The organism is Fervidobacterium sp. 2310opik-2 (genome assembly GCF_011057735.1).
Taxonomy (GTDB): Bacteria; Thermotogota; Thermotogae; order Thermotogales; family Fervidobacteriaceae; genus Fervidobacterium; species Fervidobacterium nodosum.
Window position 1 is genome coordinate 1 of record NZ_LNGG01000003.1, and the last position, 22,955, is coordinate 22,955.

The window sequence follows — 22,955 nt, forward strand, 5'->3', positions numbered from 1 at the left end:
AAATTTCCATGACATGGTTACAATGAACACAACGAGGGTAAGGGAAAGAGAAGAGTTTGTGTTTTTTGGTGAAAGAAAGTTTAAAGTAACGCTTGCAGTCTTTGCAAAAGAAGATTTGGTTTTTGAACTTATCATGACCGTTTTTGATGAAGTTAGAAGAGCCGCAATGAGGGCATTTGAGTTGGACATTAGCCATATCGGGATACCTCCTTATTGAGAGTATATTGGGGGGTGTCCCCTATTTAAGAAGATAATATGATTTTTGAAATTTATCAATACCTTTGGTTAACAAAATCCTTACAAGAGAGGGGAGAAGGAAAGTGAAAAAGTATCTTATTTATTTAACGTTTCTTTTGTTACTTTTTTTGATTTTCAGCTGCTCATTGCTTAATACCCCTAATCAAACTGAAAAACAACCATCAGAACCATCGAACCTTCTGTTACAAGCAAAAGCGGAAGTATTAAACTCGAATACACCTAAAAATATTGACTTACTGGTTGGAAAAGTCATATGGGTCTATGAAAACGGTGATTTCGTTTTGAAAGACAAGCAAACAGCTATATACGTTGTCGGAGGAAAAATAACGGATAAATACATAGGAAAATTTTTGAAAATTAAAAACGGAGTCGTAAAATCATCAGACGGAATGATAAAACTAACTCTTGATAACTCATCAGAAATAGAAGTAGACTTATCACAAAAATTTTCCGTAGAAGTACTTAATCTTGAAAAATCACTTAAAAACTTAAAAAAAGAAGAAACATACTTTTGGGACGGACAATATGTAAAAATCGCTGGTAAGCTTTCTGGAAGCTCGAATGAAAATACTGTATACTCTATAAAAGATAAAATCGGCAATACTATAATCATTGACAACAAAGAAATAATTGAATCATTCAATGAAAATAAATTTATCCCCATCACAGTGGATGCTACAGTAACAGGATATTTGTATAGAAAAATATCTTCAAACAGCTCTTCAGAATGGCATATAATTCCATTTGGAAAATCAAATGTCACATTAGACATCCCCCCTGTACCAACCCAAGTCTCCGTGGATTTAGGAATAATAGCACCTGTTGAAAATATCAGTGCATCGTATAACAAAAATGAAAACAAACTAAGACTTTCTTGGTCTTACACATATGGGAACGTAAATTTCTTCATCTATCGAGAATACGAAGAAGACAATAACGTTTATTACGAACTAATTGGAAGTACAGATAAGAATAACATAGAAATAAATCTCTCTAATCAAACATACGAAAATTCAACCGGATTTGGCGTATTGGCTTACAAAGACGGAAAAGAAAGTAAACTTGTAGTTGTCAAAAAAGACAACATACTCGAAAACTAATTTAATTAAAAAAGGATAAGGAGCGATAGGAATGTCTAAAAATTCAATCAATCACAAAAAAACGATAAAAATACTGTACATAATCACATTAGCTATATTCATACTCACTCTATCAACATGCCAAAATCCTAAGACAATTAATTATACAGTTTCAATAGCTTTAAACTTGCCATCAGAAATAACGAATCAGCATCAGAACTCTCAAAAAACTCAAAACTCATTCTCTGAATACCAAATTAGTAAATCGGAATTGTTGATTTACAATGGGGAAAACCTTATAAACTCATTTGAAACCAACAACCTAAATTTTTCTCAAATACAACTCCCTAAAGGAAATTATAAATTCGTATTTAACGCATATTACCAAGAAAATTCTCAAGAACTGCTTTTTTTCTACGGTACAAAGAATGTAAACATTGATTCAAACACAACTGTATACATAGATACTCGGCTTGCTTCAGGTACAGCAAATATTAATTTTTTAACAAACGACCAAAATTTTGATATAACTCAAGCTACGATAACATTGCTAAATCAGGCAAACGGAAAGATACTAACGCTAAACTCAAACACCAATAATATTGAAATCTATCCAGGGGTTTGGAAGTTAGTTCCAGAAATAATTGCGAGAAACCAGACAAATCCAATAGATAAAAGATATTCAGCTGGCAAGGAAATATTCATATATATCCGCCCATCTCAGAATTCAAGAAATACAATAACATTACCAATCCCTCCCGAAGAAAAAATCGGAGCCATTCGTCAGGTAAATGATGTACATGATGGAGATACATTTAGAGACAGCAATAACAATTCTTACAGAATAATAGGAATAGACACACCTGAAGTATCCGCTGGAACAAAGCCAGTAGGGGAATTCAATCAAGAAGCAAAGCAAATGCTCGAGAATTTTGTTAACTCTGGAAATGGATACGTAAGGGTTATATCTAAAGGCACAGATAGTTATGGTCGTTACCTTGTTTACGTATTCAACGACTCTGGGAAAAGATTTTTTGAAGAAGAAATTTTAAAAGCAGGTTATGCGAGACCCTTATTCTACGATGAAAATGCTGACCCAGAATTAACACCACGTCTAATAAATGCTTATAGATACGCATATGAAAACAAAAACGGTATTTACTCAAAATGGGACACTGCGCCCATAATAGAAAATACCACACAAAACAAAGATAGCTACGTTGGAAAGATTGTTTGGTTGAAAGGAACAGTAAGTAAAATTTCATATGACTCTAGCTACGAAAAATGGACCATTACATTAGACAACGGTTGGGCAAAAATTGAAATAAGAAACGAAGAGTACACACGCCTTTTCAATAATGAAAATTTATCAAATCTTAACAATAAACAGGTAAAATTCTATGGAGAACTTTGGAATGAATCAGGAATTTATAAGATTTTGCTACGTGCATCATGGGAATATGTAATTATAAACTAAACCTTATTACGAAATTGTACCATTAACCACCAAGGAGGAGAAAGTATGCTTAGAGGGTTCAAACTTGGAAAAGTTTTTCTGTTATCCTTTTTAATTTTACTCACAGCTATTTTCTTAACAACGAGTTGTACTTCCAAACCGTCGGCCAACACACCAACTGATAAAAAAGTAACTGTAAAAGTCAACGTCAGTCTGCCTTCAGAAAAAACATCAACAAAGACCAACGCGTTTACAGACAACATCACAAAAGTTACACTTACAGTAAAAGATTCGAGTGGTAACCCTGTCCAATCAACTGAAACTACAAACAAGCTTAATCCATCATTCGAAATTCAACTAACCCCAGGAACATATACTTTCGAAGTAAAAGGTTATGAAAACGATACAGAAATATTCTCTGGGGCCAAAGAAAATCAAACTGTAGCACAAGGAAATGACAACACCATAGTTATAGATGCCACATTCGTCAATGGGACAATAAAGGCAACTGTAGAAATAGAACAAGCAATATGGGATAAATACAACGTAACTTCAGCAAAACTTACATACAAAAAAGATGTAGAAACGCAATCTCAAGAAGATAACATAACATTTTCAAGTACATCAACTGTATTAACAAAATCGGTATACCCCGGAATGTGGAATGTAAAATTCAACATATCCCTTGCAGCGAAAAGCCAGTATACAGAACCAGCAAGCAAAGACCTTGAAAAATCAATTAGCATAGAAGTATCACCTGCAAAGATAAGAGAGATAAAGTTCAAAGTATACTTTGACTCACAAACCAATGAACCACAAGTAGCCGTAGTAGTAACGCAAATCAATTTACCATATATACAAGGAGTAACAAATCTAACCGCAACTTGGGTTAAAAACGCAAATAAGCTTATACTATCTTGGGATTATAACGATGACGCGCAATTTTACATATACAAAGAAATAGTCACTCAAGACAATGAGACATATTATGAACTTGTTGGAAATACTCAGGATAAAAATTACACTATTGAAAACTTTGACCAATCAGAGTACGACAGAATAAGCGGAATAGCGATAAATACTTACAAAGATGGAAAAGAAAGTGGATTAGTTGTATTAAAGAAAGACCAAATTCAAGAATTTACAATAGGCGCAGTTACTAACCTAAAAGGGTATTACGACGGGGCTCAGTTGAAACTAACATGGGATCATAACAGTTTAGTTGATAAATATATAATTTACAGAAAACTACCAACAGACAGCGATTTTGTAAAAGTAGCCGAAGTAACAGAAAAACAAGCAACCATCGAACTTTCACTTGTTGATTATAACAATTTGGAAAAAATAGCCGTATCAGTTTATTGCTTTGAAACTGAAGGTCAAAAAGTTGAACTTGCTAAAGCTGACATCTTACCATTCGATGGTGGAACAGGAACACAAGATGATCCATATTTAATCCGCACGGCATGGCAACTGCAAAGATTAAACGATTCACAATATCTCACAGCTAATAAATACTTTAAACTCATTGCTAATATAGATTTGACAGGATTCACTTGGACACCGATAGGAAATTTTTCTTCTGATTTGTCACAAACCGCATTCCAAGGAACTCTCGATGGTGATTATCACAAAATCACAAATTTGACATTCAACGATACGAGCAGAAGCAACGCAGGATTGTTTGGGTATCTTTACAACGCAACTGTTAAAAATCTTATCATCGAAAACGCAAATGTTACAGCTAAACAATACGTTGGCGCATTATCTGGTTCTGCTAAAAAATCAATGATATACAGAGTAGGTGTAAGAAATTCTGCAGTTGAAGGAACAAACAACAATTACAACATCTACGCAGGAGGATTAATAGGCGATGTATCTGGTGGAGTGACTATTGAAGAATCTTTTGCTAATAATATAACTGTTTCTGGTCCAAATTATGACAACGCCAGAGTTGGTGGATTAGTAGGAAGGTTGATGCATTCAACAGATGGCGATAACAACGTTTCAAAGTCTTACGCAACAGGAACAGTAAAATTCAAATCGAAAGATTCTTCGAATATTGGTGGATTAATAGGCCTAACGTCAAGCGGAACAAGTTCTACAGCCAAAAATTATATCAACCAATCTTATGCGGCAGTTGCTCCATCTAATATCGCAAATGATGGCACAAACGCATACTGGAAAGGTTTCGTAGGCGGCTCTGTTGTAGCTGAAGATCCAACAATAAAAAATTACTTTGACACAGAGGTTTCAGCAACACCATCTGGTTCATCAAAGGCAACACTTCAAGACGGATTAACAACAGCACAAATGAAGTCTAGTTCAAATTTTGTTGGTTGGGACTTTACAAACGTTTGGACAATAAACGAAGGTAACGATTATCCAAGATTAAAGTGGGAACAAGATGTAAAATAAAAAAGTTGTACCTTTATTAAGAGCGCTTAATTTAACTATTTAATTATCCACAACCGATGGGAAACACACCCCATCGGTTGTGTTAGCTAAAAAGGACAAAAGTACAAAAAAATATATTTGCGGGAGGCTAAGGTATGAGTGGTTTGAAATTTATGAAAATCAAAAAAATTATATTTACGTTTGTCATCTTCATTATGTTATTCTCAATACTTTCTTGTGTTCCACAACGTCCAGAGCCAAAAAGTAACGATATTTACTCATGGAAAATGGAAATTTTGAATTCTCCAGGTAATGTGCTTATAAAGTCAATTGAAGGTACACTTATCTATGTCGATACTAGTGGAAATGGAATAATTCACGATGGAAAGACAGGAATATACGTTTACAAAGGCGGTTTTTATAGTTCAGATAAGGGTAAGAAAGTTATAATATCAAACGGTATTGGAACAACATACAGAGATTCCATACAAATTGATATGAGCAAAGGTGGAACAAAAACATTACAAACATCATCGGATAGCATTTCACCTACCCCATTGGATGTAAAATTAGATAACAGTGATAAATCGCGAGCACTTTGGGACTTTAGATATGTAACAGTTTCTGGATTTATTCTCGGAGGTCAAAATTCAACTGGTGATTACATACTAAGTTACACAACAAGCTCGAATACCAGTGAAAAAATAGTGATATCTTCTTTAACAGGAGCTCTTACTTTACCGTTGGCTTACACAACAGAAGCAACGGTAACAGGTTATCTTCAATATTCAAGTGGGAAATGGAAATTGAACATTATGCAAGCCACGTTAGGAAAACAAATTGTGGGTAATGGAATATACGTAGATGAAGTTATCGACGGATTAACATTTACCGCTCTTGGAAAAACTTATAAAATAACGGGAATAGATGTCTCACTAAACAACGCATCAAAAACTTCGCTCGAGAATTTTATAAATGAAAATAATGGTTTGGTCCAAGTAGTTGAAGGTAAAAGAGATGAAAACGGCGCAATCCACGTTTTCTTATTCAGTGAAGATGGTTATAAATTTTACCAAGAAGAGTTACTTAAAACCGGTAATGCATTGATAGATATAGATGCTACAATAGACAACCCAAACATGTATGAAAGGATGAAATTAGCTTACAAAGAAGCTTACAACAAAAAATTAGGAGTTTATAGCACATTCTCAGACGCACCAACTGTAAACTCAGCTGACATGGCGTTATCAAACGTAAACAAATTTGTTTTCGTGACAGGAACTGTCAACGATATAATTTCAAATGAAGATAGGAATAAAACTCTTCTTGTAAGTGATTGGCTCCAAATTAACATATCTGCCGGGAATTTCAAGTATCTATTCTCATCACCAATCGATAGCTTGAAAAATAAAATAGTAACATTCTATGGGTATCTCACAAAGCCAGAAGGTACCGAAAGGTATACAATTAATCTTAGAGCCGAGTGGGAATACTTCTCATTTGCGGGTGGTACTGGTACAAAAGATGATCCATTCATCATAGAAAGTCCATTACACCTTATAAGTGTCAAAGCAATGGCAACACAAGGTAAATACTTCAAACTCAACGCAGATATAGACTTAGAGGGTCAAGAGTGGTCGCCAATAGGCACATATTCAACTGATTTGACAAAGACAGCATTCCAAGGAGTATTTGACGGAAATAACCATAAAATCTCGAATTTCGTTTACAATAACGAAACGACTGGAACAAACGCTGGATTGTTCGGATACCTGTATAACGCAACAGTCACAAATCTTATCATCGAAAACGTTACGATTAGAGCAAAACAACGAGCAGGTACACTAGCAGGCGCAGTAAAAAGTTCATACATCGAAAAAGTAAAAGTTGTTAACGCAAATATATACGCTTCTATCGATGGTTCAGGATATGCCGGAGGATTAATAGGTGATGCTGGGGAAGGTACAGTTGTAAAACAATGTGCTGTCAGAAACTCAACAATAACAGTTGCCAAATATGCTGGTGGTGGATTAATAGGTCAATTGGTGAGTACAAATGCATCTAACCCCGCTCTTATCGAAAATTGTTATGTGGAAGGTGGAGAAGTAAAGAGCAACTATTCATCAACAACAGCAACTAGTGGTTTTATTTCCAATTATAACGTTTCAGCTGGTCAAGTAAGGAACAATTACGTGGCGATTAAAGTTACGAACGGGCAAGGTTTTGTTGGATACATTCCATCAGGTGGTTCCAGTTCCGGAGCTTCAGGAAATTATTTTGACAAAGATGTAGCAGGAACAAGTAGTGACAAATTAAATACTCCAGCTAAAACGACAGCGGAAATGAAAATGCAATCAACATTCGTTGGTTGGGACTTTACAAACGTTTGGATAATCAACGAGGGCAATGATTATCCAAGATTAAGATGGGAATAAAAAATTAAATAATAAACAAAGGGGGGAAATTTGATGAGTTTATTGAACAAAGTTCAAAAATTACTTATAATTGTAATGATAGTGATTTCTATTTTTGCGTTAGCGTTTAAATTAGATTTTAGTTTGACGGGTTATTTAACATATGGATTGACTGATGGAACTTACGATAATTTTCCGATAGCTTATTTCACAATTACACCTCCAAGTTTTATAAACATATTCTCCTTGAAATTTACAGACTATCTAACTTATACTCATGGTAAAATTGACATACTTGGAAACAGCGTTATACTGCCGAGATATTATTTCATAGATTCAACTTTTACATTCGAGCAGTATAAATTGTACCTTAGCTTTGGAAGGCTAAGACTTTCAAGGAACAACACACAAAAATTTGAAAGTGTAAGACTCGGTGGATTCAAATTTGACACATACAACACATCAGTTCAAGAACCAGCAACACTCGGTGGTTTCGCCGGATATCTTTCTGGCAAAATATTCGGATTAAATTTCGAACTGGGAGGAGCTTATAGCTTAGACTTAGGAAAATTTGCTGTATATAGCACGTTAAATACAAACTTTAATCAGCTTGGCACAGGAAGAATTGGAGTATACTACGAAAATAGGTACGAAAATTTATCAATAAATTATACACACACTTTGAAAGGAAACTTCGGACAATTGGATATTTGGACAGGTTTAGCTGCCGCGCAAAGTAACCTTTTAGAACCGAGCTTTATAATTGGAACAACATGGAAGCAAAATAGCTTTAACTTGTCATCACAATTTGTATACATTGGAGCGAATAAATACGATGTCGAATTTGCTTCCGGAGAACCATCAAATCCAAATGCTCCATACACTTGGAATTTTATGACAGAACTCGGATATGAACTTCCACAAATGTACGTTGCTTTATTCTTAAAACACAACAGCAGGTGGTTAGCTAACGAATGGTTACCTTTGTACGGTGTAAAACTCAAAGTTGCAGACTTAACTATATCTATAGCCAACGGTGACCTATCATCAACTTTACTCGGAACACAGAACATACTTCTTCAGCTCACTTACAACTATAAAGCTTCATTTGATTTTGAAGGAGCACTATCATCAGTCATAAGTTCTTTCGTTCCAAGCGGTGTACAGCAAAGTACTAAACCTGAACAAGTTTCACAAAAATCTATAAATATCGCAGAAATTTACAAACTTTCAGAAGGTAGCAAAGTCACAACCACCGGGGTCGTACTTGCTCCAACTGGCTTACTTAACTCTGCAACTACGTACATCCAAGATGAAACCGGTGCAATTATGCTTTATGGTAAGTCAATTCCAACTAACTTACAACCAGGAGACTTAGTAAGTGTATCTGGAACTACAAAAGTGTACAACGGTATTCTTGAAATTGTAGTTGATAGCATAACAAAAATTGGTACTCAACAACCAAAAACTGTTGAAACAAAGAAAGTAGAGATGAAACATTTGTCAAATCTTGTAAAAGTACAAGGTACAGTTAAGAACGTTTCAAAAGATACAGTTATAATAGATACCGGTGAAGCTGAAGTAAAACTCTTCGTTAAAAGCGCGACTGGAATATCTCTTTCAGAAATTAAGCAAGGTATGAAGTTAACTGTAACAGGTATAGTCAGCCTTTACAAAGATGAACTGGAAATCCTGCCAAGGTATCAGGAGGATATTGTTATAGAAAAATAAGTTAAAATTTAAATAATTAAGGAGAGGATAAAATAAAATGTTGAAAAACAAGAACTACAAACTTCAAGCTTACTTAGCTTTAGTTTCTTTAATTTTTCTAATTGTACTTCTCAATTCATGTCAACCTGTTCAAGAAGTTGTCTCTTATATACAAGTTGTTGATGGTGATACCCTAAAAGCAAATGGTAATACAGTAAGAATTATAGGCATTGACACTCCAGAAACATACTCAGGTTCATCAAAGCCTGTAGGAGAATTTGGACAGGATGCAAAAAATTACTTAGGGTGGTTTATAAGCAATCTAAAAATATCGCTCGAATTTAAAGGTCAAGATGATTACGGTAGGAAATTAGCGTACGTATTTGGAACAGATGGTTCCAATAACAAATATCTTTATGAAGCATCAGTTACAGAGTTAGGATACGCAAGACCGTTGTTCTATTCAGACAACTACGTTTCTGAATACGCTCAAAAAATTATAAATGCCTACAAAAGCGCATATGACAAAAAACTTGGAATATTTTCAAAGTGGGAAATCGCACCTGTTATCACATCATCCACCACAAATTGGTCTAATTACGTAGGCAGAATAGTATGGTTAGATATGAACGTCGAAAATGTGTATAAATATTCTGGAATATGGCATATAACATCTACTTTTGCAACCGTGAAGATAAGAGACGAAGAATACAGGTACATATTCAACAACTATAATTTATACACATTGAAAAACAAAAAAGTAAAATTCTACGGCGAACTCTGGAACGACGAAGGTAAACCTACGATAATGCTCAGAGCACCATTTGAGATAGTTATTGAAAATTAATTACTCTCAAATTCTCAAAATATGAAGGGGAGGACTTAGGTTATGAAAAAACTTTTGGTAATTTCTTTTTTCGTGCTTTTGGTAGTAAGCGCATTTTCTGAAGTTATTCCCATCGCTCAAATTTACAAACTAAAAGAAGGCGAAACAGTTGAAGCGACAGGTGTCGTTTTAGTGGAACCAAGCGCGTTGATGAACAAGACAACATGGATTCAAGATTCAACCGCGGGAATTATGGTTTACGGAAATCTTCCAACACTTAAATTAGGCGATGTTATAAAAATAACTGGTAAAACGAAATTGTACTACGGTATATTGGAGATACTTCCAGATAAAATTGAAGTCATAGGAAAATCTGAAGTAAAACCCGTTAACTTAAATGAACTCTTCAACAAGTTAGCCGAACAAAACGGTGGAAAAGTCTCACAACAAAAAATAGGTGAAGCATTTAACTCTGTTATGTCCATGTTAGTTACCCTTGAAGGAACGATATCAAGCATACAAGGATACCAATTCACAGTCAAAACAGAATACTTTGAGATTCTCATTTACCTACGTAAAGAAGCTAATGTATCGACAAAAGACTTGAAAGTCGGCGATAAAGTTTCAGTTACAGGTATCATGTACTTGTACAAAGACACATTCGAAATACTTCCAAGAAACCAGCAAGATGTGGTTAAGAAATGAAATAATACAAAAGAAAAAACAACCCCAGGCTTTCAAAGTCTGGGGTTGCTTTTTTTAACTTTGAAGCCTATTTGACAATATTCAAATATATTACTTTCTGCACCTTATCGTTATTTTTATCTTGTGCTACAACTATCAACGGTATTTCACCTTGCAAATCTTTGAGTGAAATTGTGTCTTCCAAATTGGTACTGTACTCATTTGATAAATCAGCGGGTAAGTTAAGAATAACTCCCGGAGTTCCGTTGACTTTCACGTAAATCTTTTTGATATCAAATTCTTTCGGCTTCGCGTTAACAACTACATATATAGTATCAGTTGCAACGGAAGATGGATCAACTGATTTAGATTTAGTACTATCTGTGTAAAGTCTGACATCGATATCTATAGGTATTTCGTAAGTGGGTGTTGCCACACTTTCTTCTAAATATGGAAAAATTCGTATAGAATCATTTGCCTTGAATTTGATATCTTGAAAAACTACCGTTCCGTAATTTTCCTTCTTTACAATCACATTCAACTGCTCGCCATCTTTTATCAAATTCGTACCAATTTTAGCGATGCCTGAGCTATCTGTCTTTCCCTCTCCCCTTATTCTTCCCCAATTACTTTTTACAACGACAGTAACGCCTTCAACAGGTGACAAAAAAAGTCCTTTGAGAACGTACGCCTCAAGCATTCCTGCTGTGGTATAGTACTCCAGCATAGCACAACTTGAAAGTATGAATAAAAACAATGTTGAAGTAAAAATAACCACCCTCCAAAAACTTCTCTTCATAATATCCCATCCCTCCAAATGTTTTAAATAGTCTTCAAGAAAATTATAATATAAAGTTTATATACAATCAATCGAAAATCAATTTAAAAAATTCAAAAATTCCAACATTCAAAAAGTAAAAAGCCCTCGGAATTACCCCGAGGGCTTTGATTTTTGAATATTTTTGAATATTTAAGTATTATTTCTGAGTCACATTATTTCTTCCCAAATACTGTCCACCATGCATAGAATGGTTCCGTTTCAGTACCAAAATTCATTCCACCGTAGTCATCAACTACAGTAAATGTCTTTCCTGCTCTAATAACTCCAGACACTGGTATTTCATCTCCGTTGAGAGTTACTGTACCTTGAATTGTTATATCTTGTGAAGGTGGTACAAGCTTAATTACTCCAATGGTAACTTGTCCTGAAAGCACAGAAAGATCTATTGGATTGTTTGAATACGGTAAAGTTCCATATACAGATGATGCCATTGGATCAGTTATGATTATCATCGCATCATTTGGCAATTTCGTTCCAAGCTCAATCTTAAACTCTGAGCTTAACACGGCCGTAATTGTAGCATCTTCGGAAATAAGACCAAGTGGTTCTGGATCAACTACAACTCCTTTTCTTTCTTCTTCCATTCTCAAAGCTACTTGCCAAGCGCCTATTAAACTTCCATCAGCAGTTGGTGCAAGCGACCTTTCCCAGTGGTCTGGTCCTGCGACGATTAATTTCACATCTGGGTCACTAAAATCAATACTGTCAATATGATAGAATCTTGCGTAACCATCTAAACCCGTTTTTGCGTAATAGCAAGCACCATCTGGTCTAACAATTTTAACCATAACTGTTGGAACACCAAATTCACCATATGCATCTGTTACTAAAATGTTTAATTCATTAATTCCTCCATCTGTTGGAAGAATTCCATTCAACGCATCATCAAGTTGGGCAAGTCCATAACCTGAACTGTGGTCAAAACCTGCGTCATCTATATCCATTGCAGTTTGCTCAAGCAATTTTCTTATCTGCCATACTTTTGCATTCGGGAATTTTTGTAGTAATACAGCAACAGCTCCTGTTACATGCGGTGCTGCCATGGACGTGCCTTGGTAGTAATCATATGTTCCTCCATTACTTACTCTAACATTACTATTATGTCCTTCATAACCAATGCTATTGATTCCTGGAACTGTGGAGAGTATAGTAACACCAGGCGCTGCAACGGTGATTGCATCGCTTCTGTTTGAGAACCAAACTGTCCTGTAATTACCACCATAGTATTCCGCTGCCGCAACTTGGATAACGCCAGGATAACCTGATGGGTAATGATGGTGTTGATCTGTATGGTCATTTCCAGCCGAAACAACCATTACAACGTTGTTCTTAAGTGCATAATCAAATGCTGCTTTCATTGTATGGCTATAACCCCAGCCACCCCAAGAATGGTTCATAACCTTCGCACCATGCTCAACCGCCCAAATAATACCTGCTGCAATGTAATCATCACCAACGTATCCATTTCCACCAACAAGAGCAGGATCATCAAATATAACTATTGGCATGATTTTTGCATTTGGCGCAACACCGACGATACCTTTTCCATCTTTCTTCGCTGCGATTGTTCCTGCAACATGTGTTCCGTGCGCTCCACCATATGATGAATCCGTTCCTGCTGGTAATACTTTACCAATAAATGGTCTATATCCTTCAATAACTTGTCCTTCAAGATCTGGATGTGTTCCATCAACACCCGTATCCACAACAGCAACGATAATATCTGTACCACTTGCTTCATTCCAAAGTGATGACGTTATTCCCATCGCTTCAAGTCCCCATAGTTCATTCGATAGTTCTTCACCATAATCACGTGCAAGAGGTGAAACTTTTCCTTTATTTCCAAGTATGTTCTGATCAGGTGTTAATTTCGTAGGTGCTATTAATTCTCTTTTGTAGCTTGGTTCAACGTATTTAATTCCTTTAATATTTGCTTCTTTTATTTTTTCATAAGCTTCTTCAACTGTTCCGTTGAATTTGATTGAAACCATGTTAATTTCTGGCAAATCAACGATTATTTTACCGTTGAGCAATTTTGCTACTTCTAATGCCGCATTTCTATCCGTGTATCCGACAAGAACCTTACCTTCAGTATATTCCCCTTCTTTGAGTTCACCATAAATTATCTTAAATCCATCTGGCTTTGTTGTTTCAACATTTCTTGGATCAAAACCTGGTTCAAACGGTTTCAATGATTTATTAGAATCTGGCTTATTTAAAGCACAGGAGAATACCAAAAGGAAAACAAGAGCAATGCTAACGAAAAGTAATGATTTTTTCATCATTTATCCCCCCTTCCTCAATTTTCACCAGTTACAAATCTGTGATACATGTCTGTTTCTATCGTACCTGTTCCCAAATAGTTATTGTTGTCAGTATGAATTGCGTAAGCTACTGTCCTATCAGAACTGTCTATTACCCTTGCGTAAAGTAATTCATTACCCCATTCGTACGTTTTGTTAGCTTGTAATTTATCGTATGGATACCAAGTACCGGCTTCGAAGTCAACCCATCTATACGTTTCAGATTCAGAGGTAAAATCTGAGAATTTAAAGCTAACAGTATTGCCTTGAGTAGCTGGAGTTATTCCAAAGATTGAGTAACTTCCACCAAGAGCTCTTGAGATAGAGTAGTAACAAAAATCGTTAACTACAAGGTCGTATAACCATATATCGTATATATAGGTAACATTACCTTCTGGTGTTGAAGTTGGACCAACAAATTGCCAGCTAAATTCTGGATCTCTTGGCACATTTGTCGAGCCATTGACAGGACTGATGTATTGAACATCAAACATTGGAAGCGGTATTACACTACCAACTACGCTGTAAGGAGTTTCATAACCATCATAAACCGATGAAACAGCATACCAAACTTTTTTATTTGGTTCAAGTTTTGCTGAATAGTCTGTGTATGTATATACATTATTTGGAAGTGTCGCTACAGGTTCAAAGATTGTTCCATCGAATGATCTGTAAATTTTGTAAGCCTTCGGTTGAGTTGTTCCCGATGCACTATACCATGGTCTCCAGTATACTCTCACATAGAGATTTTGGTCTTTATCTGCAACTGTTGGACTCGGAGTTTTACCACCATAGTATTCTATCTTTCCACGACGTGTGTAAGCTAATATATTGTATCCAGTAGGAACTGCGTTAGTATATTTTTCAACAATATAAGGTGTTATTGCAACCGATGGGGTTCTTGAAACATAGAGATAAATTATCTTCTCATATCTATTATCGTTTTGATCGTAAAGATCAACGTAAACTGGTACCATTCCTTCAAATTCTTTGACAGAGCTTAAAGCGCTAATTGCCGGTGAGTACCCAATCACTCTTGGATTAGTAAGTGTTCCTGCACCTGGTACTCCACCAACTTTCACGTACCACAGATTAAACGTATATTCGGTGGAAGTAGCAGTACCTAAAACCTTTATTCCATCAGTACTTACAACATTATCAACTAATTCTCTTCCCATTTCATCCAATATCACATATTCAAGTTCAAATGGTTTATCAGAGCTTGTTGGACCTAATTTTGCAACGCGCATTTGCGTCTCAAATTCTATAGTTTCGCCATCTTTAAGTCTCAATCCTTCTATATAGGTCTTCGCATACCCATTCTTGGAAATGATTATATCAAAATCAGTTGTTGTATTTAAAGTTATGTTATTAAACACTACTTTACCACTTGAATCTGTTGTTTGTTCACTTACCAAGCTACCATTTTTCATTAATTTCACGGTTGCTCCACTTGTCGCTGGACCACTCTTGTAATCAGTTATGTAAATCGTAAGATTACCTGTTCCTGGAATAGTAGCACTAACTTTAAATGTTTTTGTTACTTCGCCACCTTTTCCATCAGAGAATTTGAGTGTAACGCTTGTTTCATTCATCAAAGTTTCTGGGAACCAAACATATTTTGTTCCAACAATCGCACCAGGACCGCTAACTTTCGTTATTTGTACGGCATCTCCATCCGGATCAGAAACATAGTCTTTAAGGTTGATTGAAACTTCTTTACCAACTTTTGTTGAGAGATTCTGAAGTGGTAATACTACAGGTGGTCTGTTTGGAATAACAGCTGGTTGAACAGAAATCTCTAAAGTCGCATATGAAAAAGCTCCTTTGGAATCTCTTGCTTTGAGTAAGAAGCTGTAAGAACCCTCAGTAATAGCTGAAGTATTCCACTTAAAAACTTTTCCTTCAATAGTTGCTCCACGTGTATTGCCCTCAATAGTTACTTCTACTTCATCTCCATCAGGGTCATTTACTTTGTCGCTTAAATCAAATATAAATAATTCTCCTTTATTTACGTTTCCTGTGTAACTCGAGGCACTCCAAACTGGCGCATTGTTTGGAACTATTGAGACATTTATAACTAACGTAGCTGTGTTTTTACCACCTTTTCCATCAGATGCTTCAAGAACGAATGTGTAAGTTTTTGCTTCAGATGGTGTAAATTTGAAAACACCGTTCTCAATAGTTGCTCCGGTTCCTCTGACTATGGTAATACTCACAGGATCACCATCTGGGTCTGAAACTTTGTCAGAAAGGTCAAACTCGAGTAGCACACCAACAGTACCCGAAATCTCGTAAGGAGCATCTTTCCAAACCGGTGCTTTATTAAGTGGAGTACATGAAAACACAAAAGCCAAAACTAACAGTACAATCAAACTAAGCAAAAAATACTTTTTCACAACATATCCCCCCTCGCTTAAAAAATGGTTTTAAATAAAAGTATTAAAACTCTCAAAAATATAAACATCTCTTTAAATTTAGAACATGCTTTACAATATATTCTTCAAGAAATAGATATCAAAACGTAAATACTTTCAGTATTAAGATTTCCTTTCTTTTTAAAACAACATCAAATGTTCGAAAATAACTACTACAAGTTCTTTTAATAAAACTCAATTAACATTTATTAGTTAAATAAAAATTCAAAACATCAACTACCAATGCAACACTTTTGCTCCTGCTGTGTCTTCGGCAGCAACTTTGATTAAGAAATCTCCTTCTTCTGTAGGTGTCCATTTGTAAATACCATTTTCGATAATACCTTTACCAGTTGTTACAAGTGATATAGACTTTAGGTTATTGTCTGGGTCACTGACATATGATTTGAGATCAAGAACAATTTCTTGACCTTTTCCAACAACTTGATCAGGTATGTCCTTCCAAACAGGTGGTTTGTTAAATACCTGTTGACAACCTGAAAGTACGAAAATCAAAACTGCCGCAAGTAAAAAAGTTGTTAATAGAATACTCTTTTTCACCTAAATCCCCCCTTTATTGAAATGGTGTTATTCAGTTACTTTAATCCTTAAAAGCTTCCCAAATATCAACCAATATCGTAAAATTTTCTAGCTTTCAATTAGTTTAATAGTAATCAACATTATAAAATTATATAAAAAACTTCATACCCTGTCAATAAATATTTTTTACAAAAAAGTAACTTAAAAAACCAAAATTTATTCTTTTTCAAGAAACATTTCTAACAAATTTAACGTATGCTTGTAATCGTTTTTATTTATCGACGAGACTGGACTGTGAATGTATCTTGCTGGTACTGATACAACTCCCGCGGGTATTCCAGTTATAGCGTATCTTCTTGCGTTTGTGCCTCCAACTGTGCGCATTTTGTATTGGAATGGTATATTGTTTTCCTTGGCTATCTGGACGAGTTTTTCAAATATTTCTTGATGAACAACGTATCCACTGTGCATAAATGTTATCGCAGGACCGTTACCAAGGTGAGTGGACCAAAGTTGTTTTTCAAGTTCTGGATCGTCACCACTTGTTGTTGTTTCAACAGCTATCGCCATATCAACTTTTAATTGTTCCGCTATTATCGCAGGGCCCCTTAAACCTGTCTCTTCCTGGACAGTGAAAGCAAAGTAAACGTCGTTTGGCAACGAATTTTTATTTGATAATTCATCTATTAAATCCATAAGCACACTACAACCACATCTGTCATCAAGAGCTTTCGCAATTACGAAGTCCCCAGATTCTTCGTAATTTGTTGTGAATGCCACCATGTCGCCTATTTTGACTTGTTTTTCCGCTTCTTGCTTTGATTTCGCACCTATGTCTATTTTAAGCTCCGGGTACTTTGGTGTGTTCATCATTCCTTCTCTTTGAAGATGAGCAGCTTTGTAACCTATCACACCTATTGATTCTTTACCAACTTGAACTTTTTTACCAATTATGACCCTGGGGTCAACACCACCAACTGGCGCGAATGATAATGTACCATCTTCGTTGATGTTTGTTATCATAAATCCAACCTCGTCCATATGTGCATCAAGCAATATTTTCTTACCTTTCCCATTGCCTTTCTTCAGCGCTATTAGATTTCCCATTCTATCTACAAACAATTCATCGACTTTTTCTTTTATTTTCTCTTTTATGTATTCTCTTACATCATCTTCAAACCCAGAAACGCCCTTTAGCTCTGTGAGTTCTTTTAAATATTTCATCATTGCTCTTCCACCTCCGTGATTTCAACCGCAGTGAATACAAGTAGTTTGGCTGTGTCTTCGACATCTTTAACTGTAATTTTTTCGTATGGGTTGTGCATGTATTTTAGAGGTATAGATATCAAAGCTGTTTTAACGCCTATTCTTGTTAATTGGACTTCGTCGGTGTCTGTTCCAGACCTTCCCGGTATGGGTTCTATCTGAGTCTTTATGTTGTATTTCCCAGCTACTTTGTTTATATGCTCCACAAATTTTTTATTTGTAACAGGTCCAACAGCAACGGCTGGTCCTTCGCCCATCTTTATCTTAGGATAACCAGGTATATCCTCATCACCATGCGTAACATCTATGACTATGCCGTATTCTATTTCTGAAATGTACGCACCACTTTTAGCACCTGGCCCTCCTATCTCTTCTTGAGTGGAGAATACATAATAAACTTCCGCGTCTGTATTAATTTTCGAGAGTAACTCAGCTGCTTTAATTATAGCCACACAACTTGCTCTGTTATCAAGTGCAGGTGCGAATATCGTCCCGTTTTTCTCAAATCCTTCTATATCTAAAGTTACCAAATCACCTATCGATATATCCTTCCAATTTGGGTTCATAGTAACGTCGACGAATAAATGGTCATAATCTGGTACTTTTTTCGACTCTTCCGTTGTTTGGAGATGCGGAGGCATGAAGCCAACTACGCCTCGTAATTTCCCTTTTTTCGTGTGAATCCATACTTTTTGGCTTACAACTGTCTTTGGATCCCACCCACCAACTCCAGAGAGTCTCAAAAATCCGTCTTCGTATATTTTTGTAACAACAAACGCTATTTGGTCGGCATGGGCAAAAAATCCAATCTTGGGTCCAATACCTTTTTTAACACACACAAGACTGCCCATAGGTGTTCTGAAACATTCATCAGAGTAATCACACATAATTGTTTTTATTTCTTCAATGACTTCGTCTTCGTATCCAGAAGGACCTGGAATGGCGGAAAGTTTTAAAAGTAAGTCTTTCGTAGATAATTTTTCTTTACTCAACGTTTATCCCTCCCAGTTTGCTGTCGTATTTGTTTATTTCTATTCTACTACTTTTAACGTAAATAATGCATGGAAATTCGTATTTTTCTGTGAATGTCCCTTTTAAATCTGAAATCTGAACGAAAGGAGATTCAAAAGAAAGTGTGGCTATAACCGATTCTCTTCCCTCGTTTATTCCCGCTCTCACTATGCCCTGACACCTTCCAAAGATAACCACGCTTCCCCCAGCAACAATCTCTGCTCCCGCGTGCAAATTGCCAATCAATATCACATCACCAGAGTGGATAATACTCTGCCCACTTCTGAGGTTCTTCTTAACTATTTTTGTACCAGAACGCGTATCACCTTGATTTACCATATCAACTTTCTTCTTTACCACAACTTCATTTGCGCCTTCCGTGCCCATAAGGACATGTGAGATTGTAAGTCCAAGTTCTTGGACTCTCGCAACTATCTTAGGCACGTCGGCGATGTGTTTCTCATGTTCTTCAATCAGAAGCATTATCTTATCACCTTTTGCAAAAAAATTACCCATGCTCTTTACTTTATCCTCTATCTTTTGAAGAACATCGAATATGTCAGTGTAATCTTTAATGTAGAGCACTAAACCATCTTTTGTCATCTTGAAATCTACCATACGATTCCTCCTTGCTTATCATAAAAGTCAGAGTATTAGCGCTTCTATTTCATCAATCCACTCCGAAACATCTATCGGTGAAATTTCTTTGATGAGCTTTTTAAACGTAAAAAAGCTATCTCGGAATACATCCAATCTATTTCCCGAATGTACTTCGACAGCGCATTCAAGGAGTGCGGCAAAGTAATCAGCGGTTCTTACAATTCTTCCAGAATCCTCACTAAATGGTTCAACACAGTATTCTATGTAATTCTCAAGAGGTTTTACATTCTCATTTCCGTTTATCCATTCTTTAATCATTTCACGTTCAACGACGTTGACTAGCTCTTCTAACCCCGGAACTTTTTTCTTTGTCGGAGTTATAACATCACCTGTGAACGCTTCTGGCAAGTCGTGCAGGATTGATTTCAGAATAACTTCTTCGATATTTTCAAATTTATATAACTTCGCAATCAAGTAAGCGATTGTAACAACAAGGAAAGAGTGCCCTGAAACAGTTGTTCGAACATTGCGGTGTGTTCTATTCCATCGTACCATAGAAGTGAGATTTAAAATGGCAGGCCAAGAGTATTTAGCGGTATTCCACAACTTGTCGCTCTTTTCTTTTCCAAAATGGTTTTCAATTTTTTCTATCTTTTCTTCCAATTCTTTCAAAGGTTGAGAGTAATCAAAAAGCTTTCCATTTTCATATGCTTCAAGATAGCTCACGTACAAATCAGCAATCTTATCTAACGGATTCTCTTTAATAGGTGATATTAATAAATCAACGGTTTCTTCATCTGACAATTTTCGTAAATCCTGAATAGATTTCTCAGTTACTTCTTTCCATACTTGTGGCGAAAACCTTTCGATACGTTCTTTGAGTTGCAGTGAAACATCGGAAAGCACAATCTTTGGAAGTTCACGTGTGAACCTCCATTTTAGACTATCTTCAATTGATTGAATTAATTGGTCTTCGGAAATTTTGAAAAGGAAAGATAAAAATAATGTATTAAAGGAATTATCAGCTTCGGAAAACCTTATTATCGCCGGTCGGTTATTCCAACGCTGAATCGTGAACAAATTTGTGAGAGAAAACAAAAAATTCCCCTTCCCCAAGTGAATCACTCCCGATACTATTCCCAATTTGATATTATTATACCACGACACACTTGGAGAAGGGAAATTTTTTTAGATCTCATTAGTTTTATCACGAGCTTAAATTTTGATAGATTATCTTTTTATCTGCTTTATTCATCTTTTTACTTTCGTACATCTTTAAATCGGCACTTTGGATTGCTTCTTCAAGAGAGTTGTAATTTTGCAAACTAACAATTCCATATGAAAATTCAACGATGGATGTTAATTTTACACGTTCAATAACTTTCTCTGGTTCATTTGAGTCTATGTAAAGTAAAAATTCATCTCCACCATACCTTACAAGAACATCACTCTTTCTTATCATGTTTAGGCATGTTTTTGAGAAATCTTTTAAAATTTGGTCACCTCTTGCATGACCGTATTTATCGTTGTATTCCTTAAGATTATCAATATCAATAAACGCTAAAAAACCTTTTCTATCATTACGCTTAACACTCTCAAAGATGTTCGAAAGTATCTCCATACCAGCTTGTCTTGTATATGCTCCGGTCAGTTGATCACGTAGTAGCATATATACTGACTTGTTATGATATAATATATTTTGTAAATGCGTTTGAGCAATTTCAAAGATGTTGCTAATAAAATCGCGCTCTTGCGTTGAAAAGTCTGTGTGATAAATCGTTAGTTTCAAACTATCAGATTGAAATGAACTTGAAATTTTGCATGATTTTCCGATTATCTTTATGTACGAGTCTGTCATTGCCCTAACACCTACCACAGATGTGTTGAGATAGATAATAGAGGCTAACTTATTTATAAACTCAACTTCGTTTAATGTACTTATTAGTTCCTTTGCTATACTTAAAAAATCTTTATTTAGATGTTCATTTTTCTGTATCTTATCAGCTTTTGCTATGTTTTCATCGAAAATAAGCAATTTTTCCATATTAGGCAACACCCCTAACAAATTTTGTGTTTTTTCCTCTTCTGAACGAATTATCGGAAATAGCTGTCTAATATTTAGAGGATTAGAGGATTTAAAGGGAGGTAGATAAATCAAATGATTAGTATATATAAAAAAGGATTCACATTAACAGAGAGTATTATGGCTATTTTGTTGATTTCTATAGTGTTTATGGTGATAACATATGGACTATCATCTGTTATAAATTCGGTTGCCATGCTAAATAATTTTCAAAAGGTTACCGAACTACAGAATTTTATAGCAAGGTGGGTTTATATCCAAACAGATTTTAGTAACGCGGTAGACGAAATAAATACTGCTTTTTACGGTAATCCATTACCAGGTAATTATCCACGGTTAAACAATTTCAGCAGAACTTCCATTTCGGGCAATTATTTTGATAAATTTACATTCACGATAGAATACGCGCCAGGTAAGATAAGCAATTTCACGGTTTACAAATATAAATCCACAAATTAAATTAGACTATTAAGGGGAGAGATGAATGGACCTTACTTTAACAGGTTTGATAGCTAGTTTAATAGTGTTTGTAATAATCTTTGGAATGTTAGGGCTAATATTTAACGCGACATTAAACGTTTTAAATCAACAAAAAGAGTACGCGGAATTCTACGCGGATGTTCAAAATTTGACAAACACAATTGATATGTTTTTGTCTCAGAGCGTTTGGAAAACGGAAGAATTAGAAGCAACCAATAATTATTTAATACTACCTTTCTTCGTTCCACAGCAATCAAGCTTAAGTGCAGTAATTGAGAAGAAAAAACTTAAAATTGAAAATGGTAAATTAATCTTCAGTGATTACAATGATTCAAATGGCAAAATAATAATGAATATTCCAAATACAATCGGAAGTGCTAGGTTTGCGAAAGGAACAATTAATTTAAAAAAATTTATAATAATGATGGTGCAACCAAAAAACGGAAATTTACAAGAAGTTTTTAAAAATCAATTTCAAAAAACATTGCAAAAAATTTTAGAAGATCCAAATCAATATTTACCAGGATCTTATCCCATTTTCCTTCTTTCAGCACTTACAGAAGCAGGATAACAGAAGCGGGATAATAGAG

General features: G+C 35.4%; 19 protein-coding genes. 10 read left to right on the top strand and 9 right to left on the bottom strand.

Annotation, left to right across the window (positions count from 1 at the left end):
- The 8 genes from AS161_RS09290 to AS161_RS01245 all read left to right on the top strand — a co-directional run.
- Positions 1-217: hypothetical protein (locus AS161_RS09290; RefSeq protein ID WP_241241301.1), on the top strand; the 217-nt coding region annotated here is incomplete at its 5' end.
- Between the two features lie 103 nt (positions 218-320).
- Positions 321-1,358: a hypothetical protein gene (locus AS161_RS01215; RefSeq protein WP_164541502.1), complete on the top strand. Its 1,038-nt coding sequence runs from the start codon at positions 321-323 to the stop codon at positions 1,356-1,358.
- Between the two features lie 31 nt (positions 1,359-1,389).
- A complete protein-coding gene (locus AS161_RS01220) occupies positions 1,390-2,814 on the top strand; it encodes a thermonuclease family protein (protein WP_164541503.1) in 1,425 nt (474 codons plus the stop codon).
- A 45-nt stretch (positions 2,815-2,859) separates the two neighbouring features.
- Positions 2,860-5,211, top strand: a complete 2,352-nt coding sequence (locus AS161_RS01225; protein WP_164541504.1) for a DUF4493 domain-containing protein — start codon at positions 2,860-2,862, stop codon at positions 5,209-5,211.
- 134 nt (positions 5,212-5,345) lie between these two features.
- The gene (locus tag AS161_RS01230; protein ID WP_164541505.1) at positions 5,346-7,625 is read left to right on the top strand and encodes a hypothetical protein; all 2,280 of its coding nucleotides are present in this window, start codon (positions 5,346-5,348) and stop codon (positions 7,623-7,625) included.
- A gap of 33 nt (positions 7,626-7,658) precedes the next feature.
- On the top strand, positions 7,659-9,335 hold the full coding sequence (locus AS161_RS01235) for a hypothetical protein (protein WP_164541506.1): 1,677 nt from the start codon (positions 7,659-7,661) through the stop codon (positions 9,333-9,335).
- Positions 9,336-9,372: 37 nt separating this feature from the next.
- On the top strand, positions 9,373-10,161 hold the full coding sequence (locus AS161_RS01240; protein WP_164541507.1) for a thermonuclease family protein: 789 nt from the start codon (positions 9,373-9,375) through the stop codon (positions 10,159-10,161).
- 42 nt (positions 10,162-10,203) lie between these two features.
- A complete protein-coding gene (locus AS161_RS01245; protein ID WP_164541508.1) occupies positions 10,204-10,845 on the top strand; it encodes a nucleotide-binding protein in 642 nt (213 codons plus the stop codon).
- 67 nt (positions 10,846-10,912) lie between these two features.
- On the opposite strand, the gene AS161_RS01250 is transcribed toward AS161_RS01245, so the two are convergent.
- The 9 genes from AS161_RS01250 to AS161_RS01290 all read right to left on the bottom strand — a co-directional run bounded on the left by AS161_RS01250 (position 10,913) and on the right by AS161_RS01290 (position 21,846).
- Positions 10,913-11,623, bottom strand: coding sequence for a hypothetical protein (locus AS161_RS01250; protein ID WP_164541509.1), 711 nt, complete (start codon positions 11,621-11,623; stop codon positions 10,913-10,915).
- Between the two features lie 194 nt (positions 11,624-11,817).
- Entirely contained in the window at positions 11,818-13,947 is a 2,130-nt protein-coding gene (locus AS161_RS01255) for a S8 family serine peptidase (RefSeq protein ID WP_241241302.1), read from the bottom strand.
- 17 nt (positions 13,948-13,964) lie between these two features.
- Entirely contained in the window at positions 13,965-16,367 is a 2,403-nt protein-coding gene (locus tag AS161_RS01260) for an Ig-like domain-containing protein (protein WP_164541511.1), read from the bottom strand.
- A gap of 255 nt (positions 16,368-16,622) precedes the next feature.
- On the bottom strand, positions 16,623-16,946 hold the full coding sequence (locus AS161_RS01265) for a hypothetical protein (protein ID WP_164541512.1): 324 nt from the start codon (positions 16,944-16,946) through the stop codon (positions 16,623-16,625).
- 195 nt (positions 16,947-17,141) lie between these two features.
- Positions 17,142-18,152, bottom strand: a complete 1,011-nt coding sequence (locus tag AS161_RS01270; protein ID WP_164541513.1) for a M42 family metallopeptidase — start codon at positions 18,150-18,152, stop codon at positions 17,142-17,144.
- On the bottom strand, positions 18,149-19,183 hold the full coding sequence (locus AS161_RS01275; protein ID WP_164541514.1) for a M20/M25/M40 family metallo-hydrolase: 1,035 nt from the start codon (positions 19,181-19,183) through the stop codon (positions 18,149-18,151). Before AS161_RS01275 ends, AS161_RS01270 begins: the two co-directional genes overlap by 4 nt.
- Positions 19,176-19,820: a septum site-determining protein MinC gene (minC, locus tag AS161_RS01280; RefSeq protein WP_164541515.1), complete on the bottom strand. Its 645-nt coding sequence runs from the start codon at positions 19,818-19,820 to the stop codon at positions 19,176-19,178. The genes AS161_RS01275 and minC overlap by 8 nt, the downstream gene beginning before the upstream one ends.
- Positions 19,821-19,847: 27 nt before the next feature.
- Positions 19,848-20,900 carry a YfbR-like 5'-deoxynucleotidase gene (locus AS161_RS01285; RefSeq protein ID WP_241241303.1) on the bottom strand — a complete coding sequence of 351 codons (1,053 nt, stop codon included), beginning with the start codon at positions 20,898-20,900 and terminating at the stop codon, positions 19,848-19,850.
- 109 nt (positions 20,901-21,009) lie between these two features.
- On the bottom strand, positions 21,010-21,846 hold the full coding sequence (locus AS161_RS01290) for a GGDEF domain-containing protein (RefSeq protein ID WP_164541517.1): 837 nt from the start codon (positions 21,844-21,846) through the stop codon (positions 21,010-21,012).
- 114 nt (positions 21,847-21,960) lie between these two features.
- Between AS161_RS01290 and AS161_RS01295 the strand changes: the two genes are divergently transcribed.
- Positions 21,961-22,344 carry a type II secretion system protein gene (locus AS161_RS01295; RefSeq protein ID WP_164541518.1) on the top strand — a complete coding sequence of 128 codons (384 nt, stop codon included), beginning with the start codon at positions 21,961-21,963 and terminating at the stop codon, positions 22,342-22,344.
- Positions 22,345-22,369: 25 nt separating this feature from the next.
- Positions 22,370-22,936: a hypothetical protein gene (locus tag AS161_RS01300; protein WP_164541519.1), complete on the top strand. Its 567-nt coding sequence runs from the start codon at positions 22,370-22,372 to the stop codon at positions 22,934-22,936.
- The last annotated feature ends 19 nt before the right edge of the window (positions 22,937-22,955 follow it).

Coding starts and splice junctions, on each gene's coding strand:
- AS161_RS01300 (WP_164541519.1), top strand. CDS start 22,370: ATGGACCTTACTTTAACAGGTTTGATAGCTAGTTTAATAGTGTTTGTA.
- AS161_RS01230 (WP_164541505.1), top strand. CDS start 5,346: ATGAGTGGTTTGAAATTTATGAAAATCAAAAAAATTATATTTACGTTT.
- AS161_RS01270 (WP_164541513.1), bottom strand. CDS start 18,152: ATGATGAAATATTTAAAAGAACTCACAGAGCTAAAGGGCGTTTCTGGG.
- AS161_RS01235 (WP_164541506.1), top strand. CDS start 7,659: ATGAGTTTATTGAACAAAGTTCAAAAATTACTTATAATTGTAATGATA.
- AS161_RS01240 (WP_164541507.1), top strand. CDS start 9,373: ATGTTGAAAAACAAGAACTACAAACTTCAAGCTTACTTAGCTTTAGTT.
- minC (WP_164541515.1), bottom strand. CDS start 19,820: ATGGTAGATTTCAAGATGACAAAAGATGGTTTAGTGCTCTACATTAAA.
- AS161_RS01225 (WP_164541504.1), top strand. CDS start 2,860: ATGCTTAGAGGGTTCAAACTTGGAAAAGTTTTTCTGTTATCCTTTTTA.
- AS161_RS01245 (WP_164541508.1), top strand. CDS start 10,204: ATGAAAAAACTTTTGGTAATTTCTTTTTTCGTGCTTTTGGTAGTAAGC.
- AS161_RS01295 (WP_164541518.1), top strand. CDS start 21,961: ATGATTAGTATATATAAAAAAGGATTCACATTAACAGAGAGTATTATG.
- AS161_RS01255 (WP_241241302.1), bottom strand. CDS start 13,947: ATGAAAAAATCATTACTTTTCGTTAGCATTGCTCTTGTTTTCCTTTTG.
- AS161_RS01250 (WP_164541509.1), bottom strand. CDS start 11,623: ATGAAGAGAAGTTTTTGGAGGGTGGTTATTTTTACTTCAACATTGTTT.
- AS161_RS01290 (WP_164541517.1), bottom strand. CDS start 21,846: ATGGAAAAATTGCTTATTTTCGATGAAAACATAGCAAAAGCTGATAAG.
- AS161_RS01220 (WP_164541503.1), top strand. CDS start 1,390: ATGTCTAAAAATTCAATCAATCACAAAAAAACGATAAAAATACTGTAC.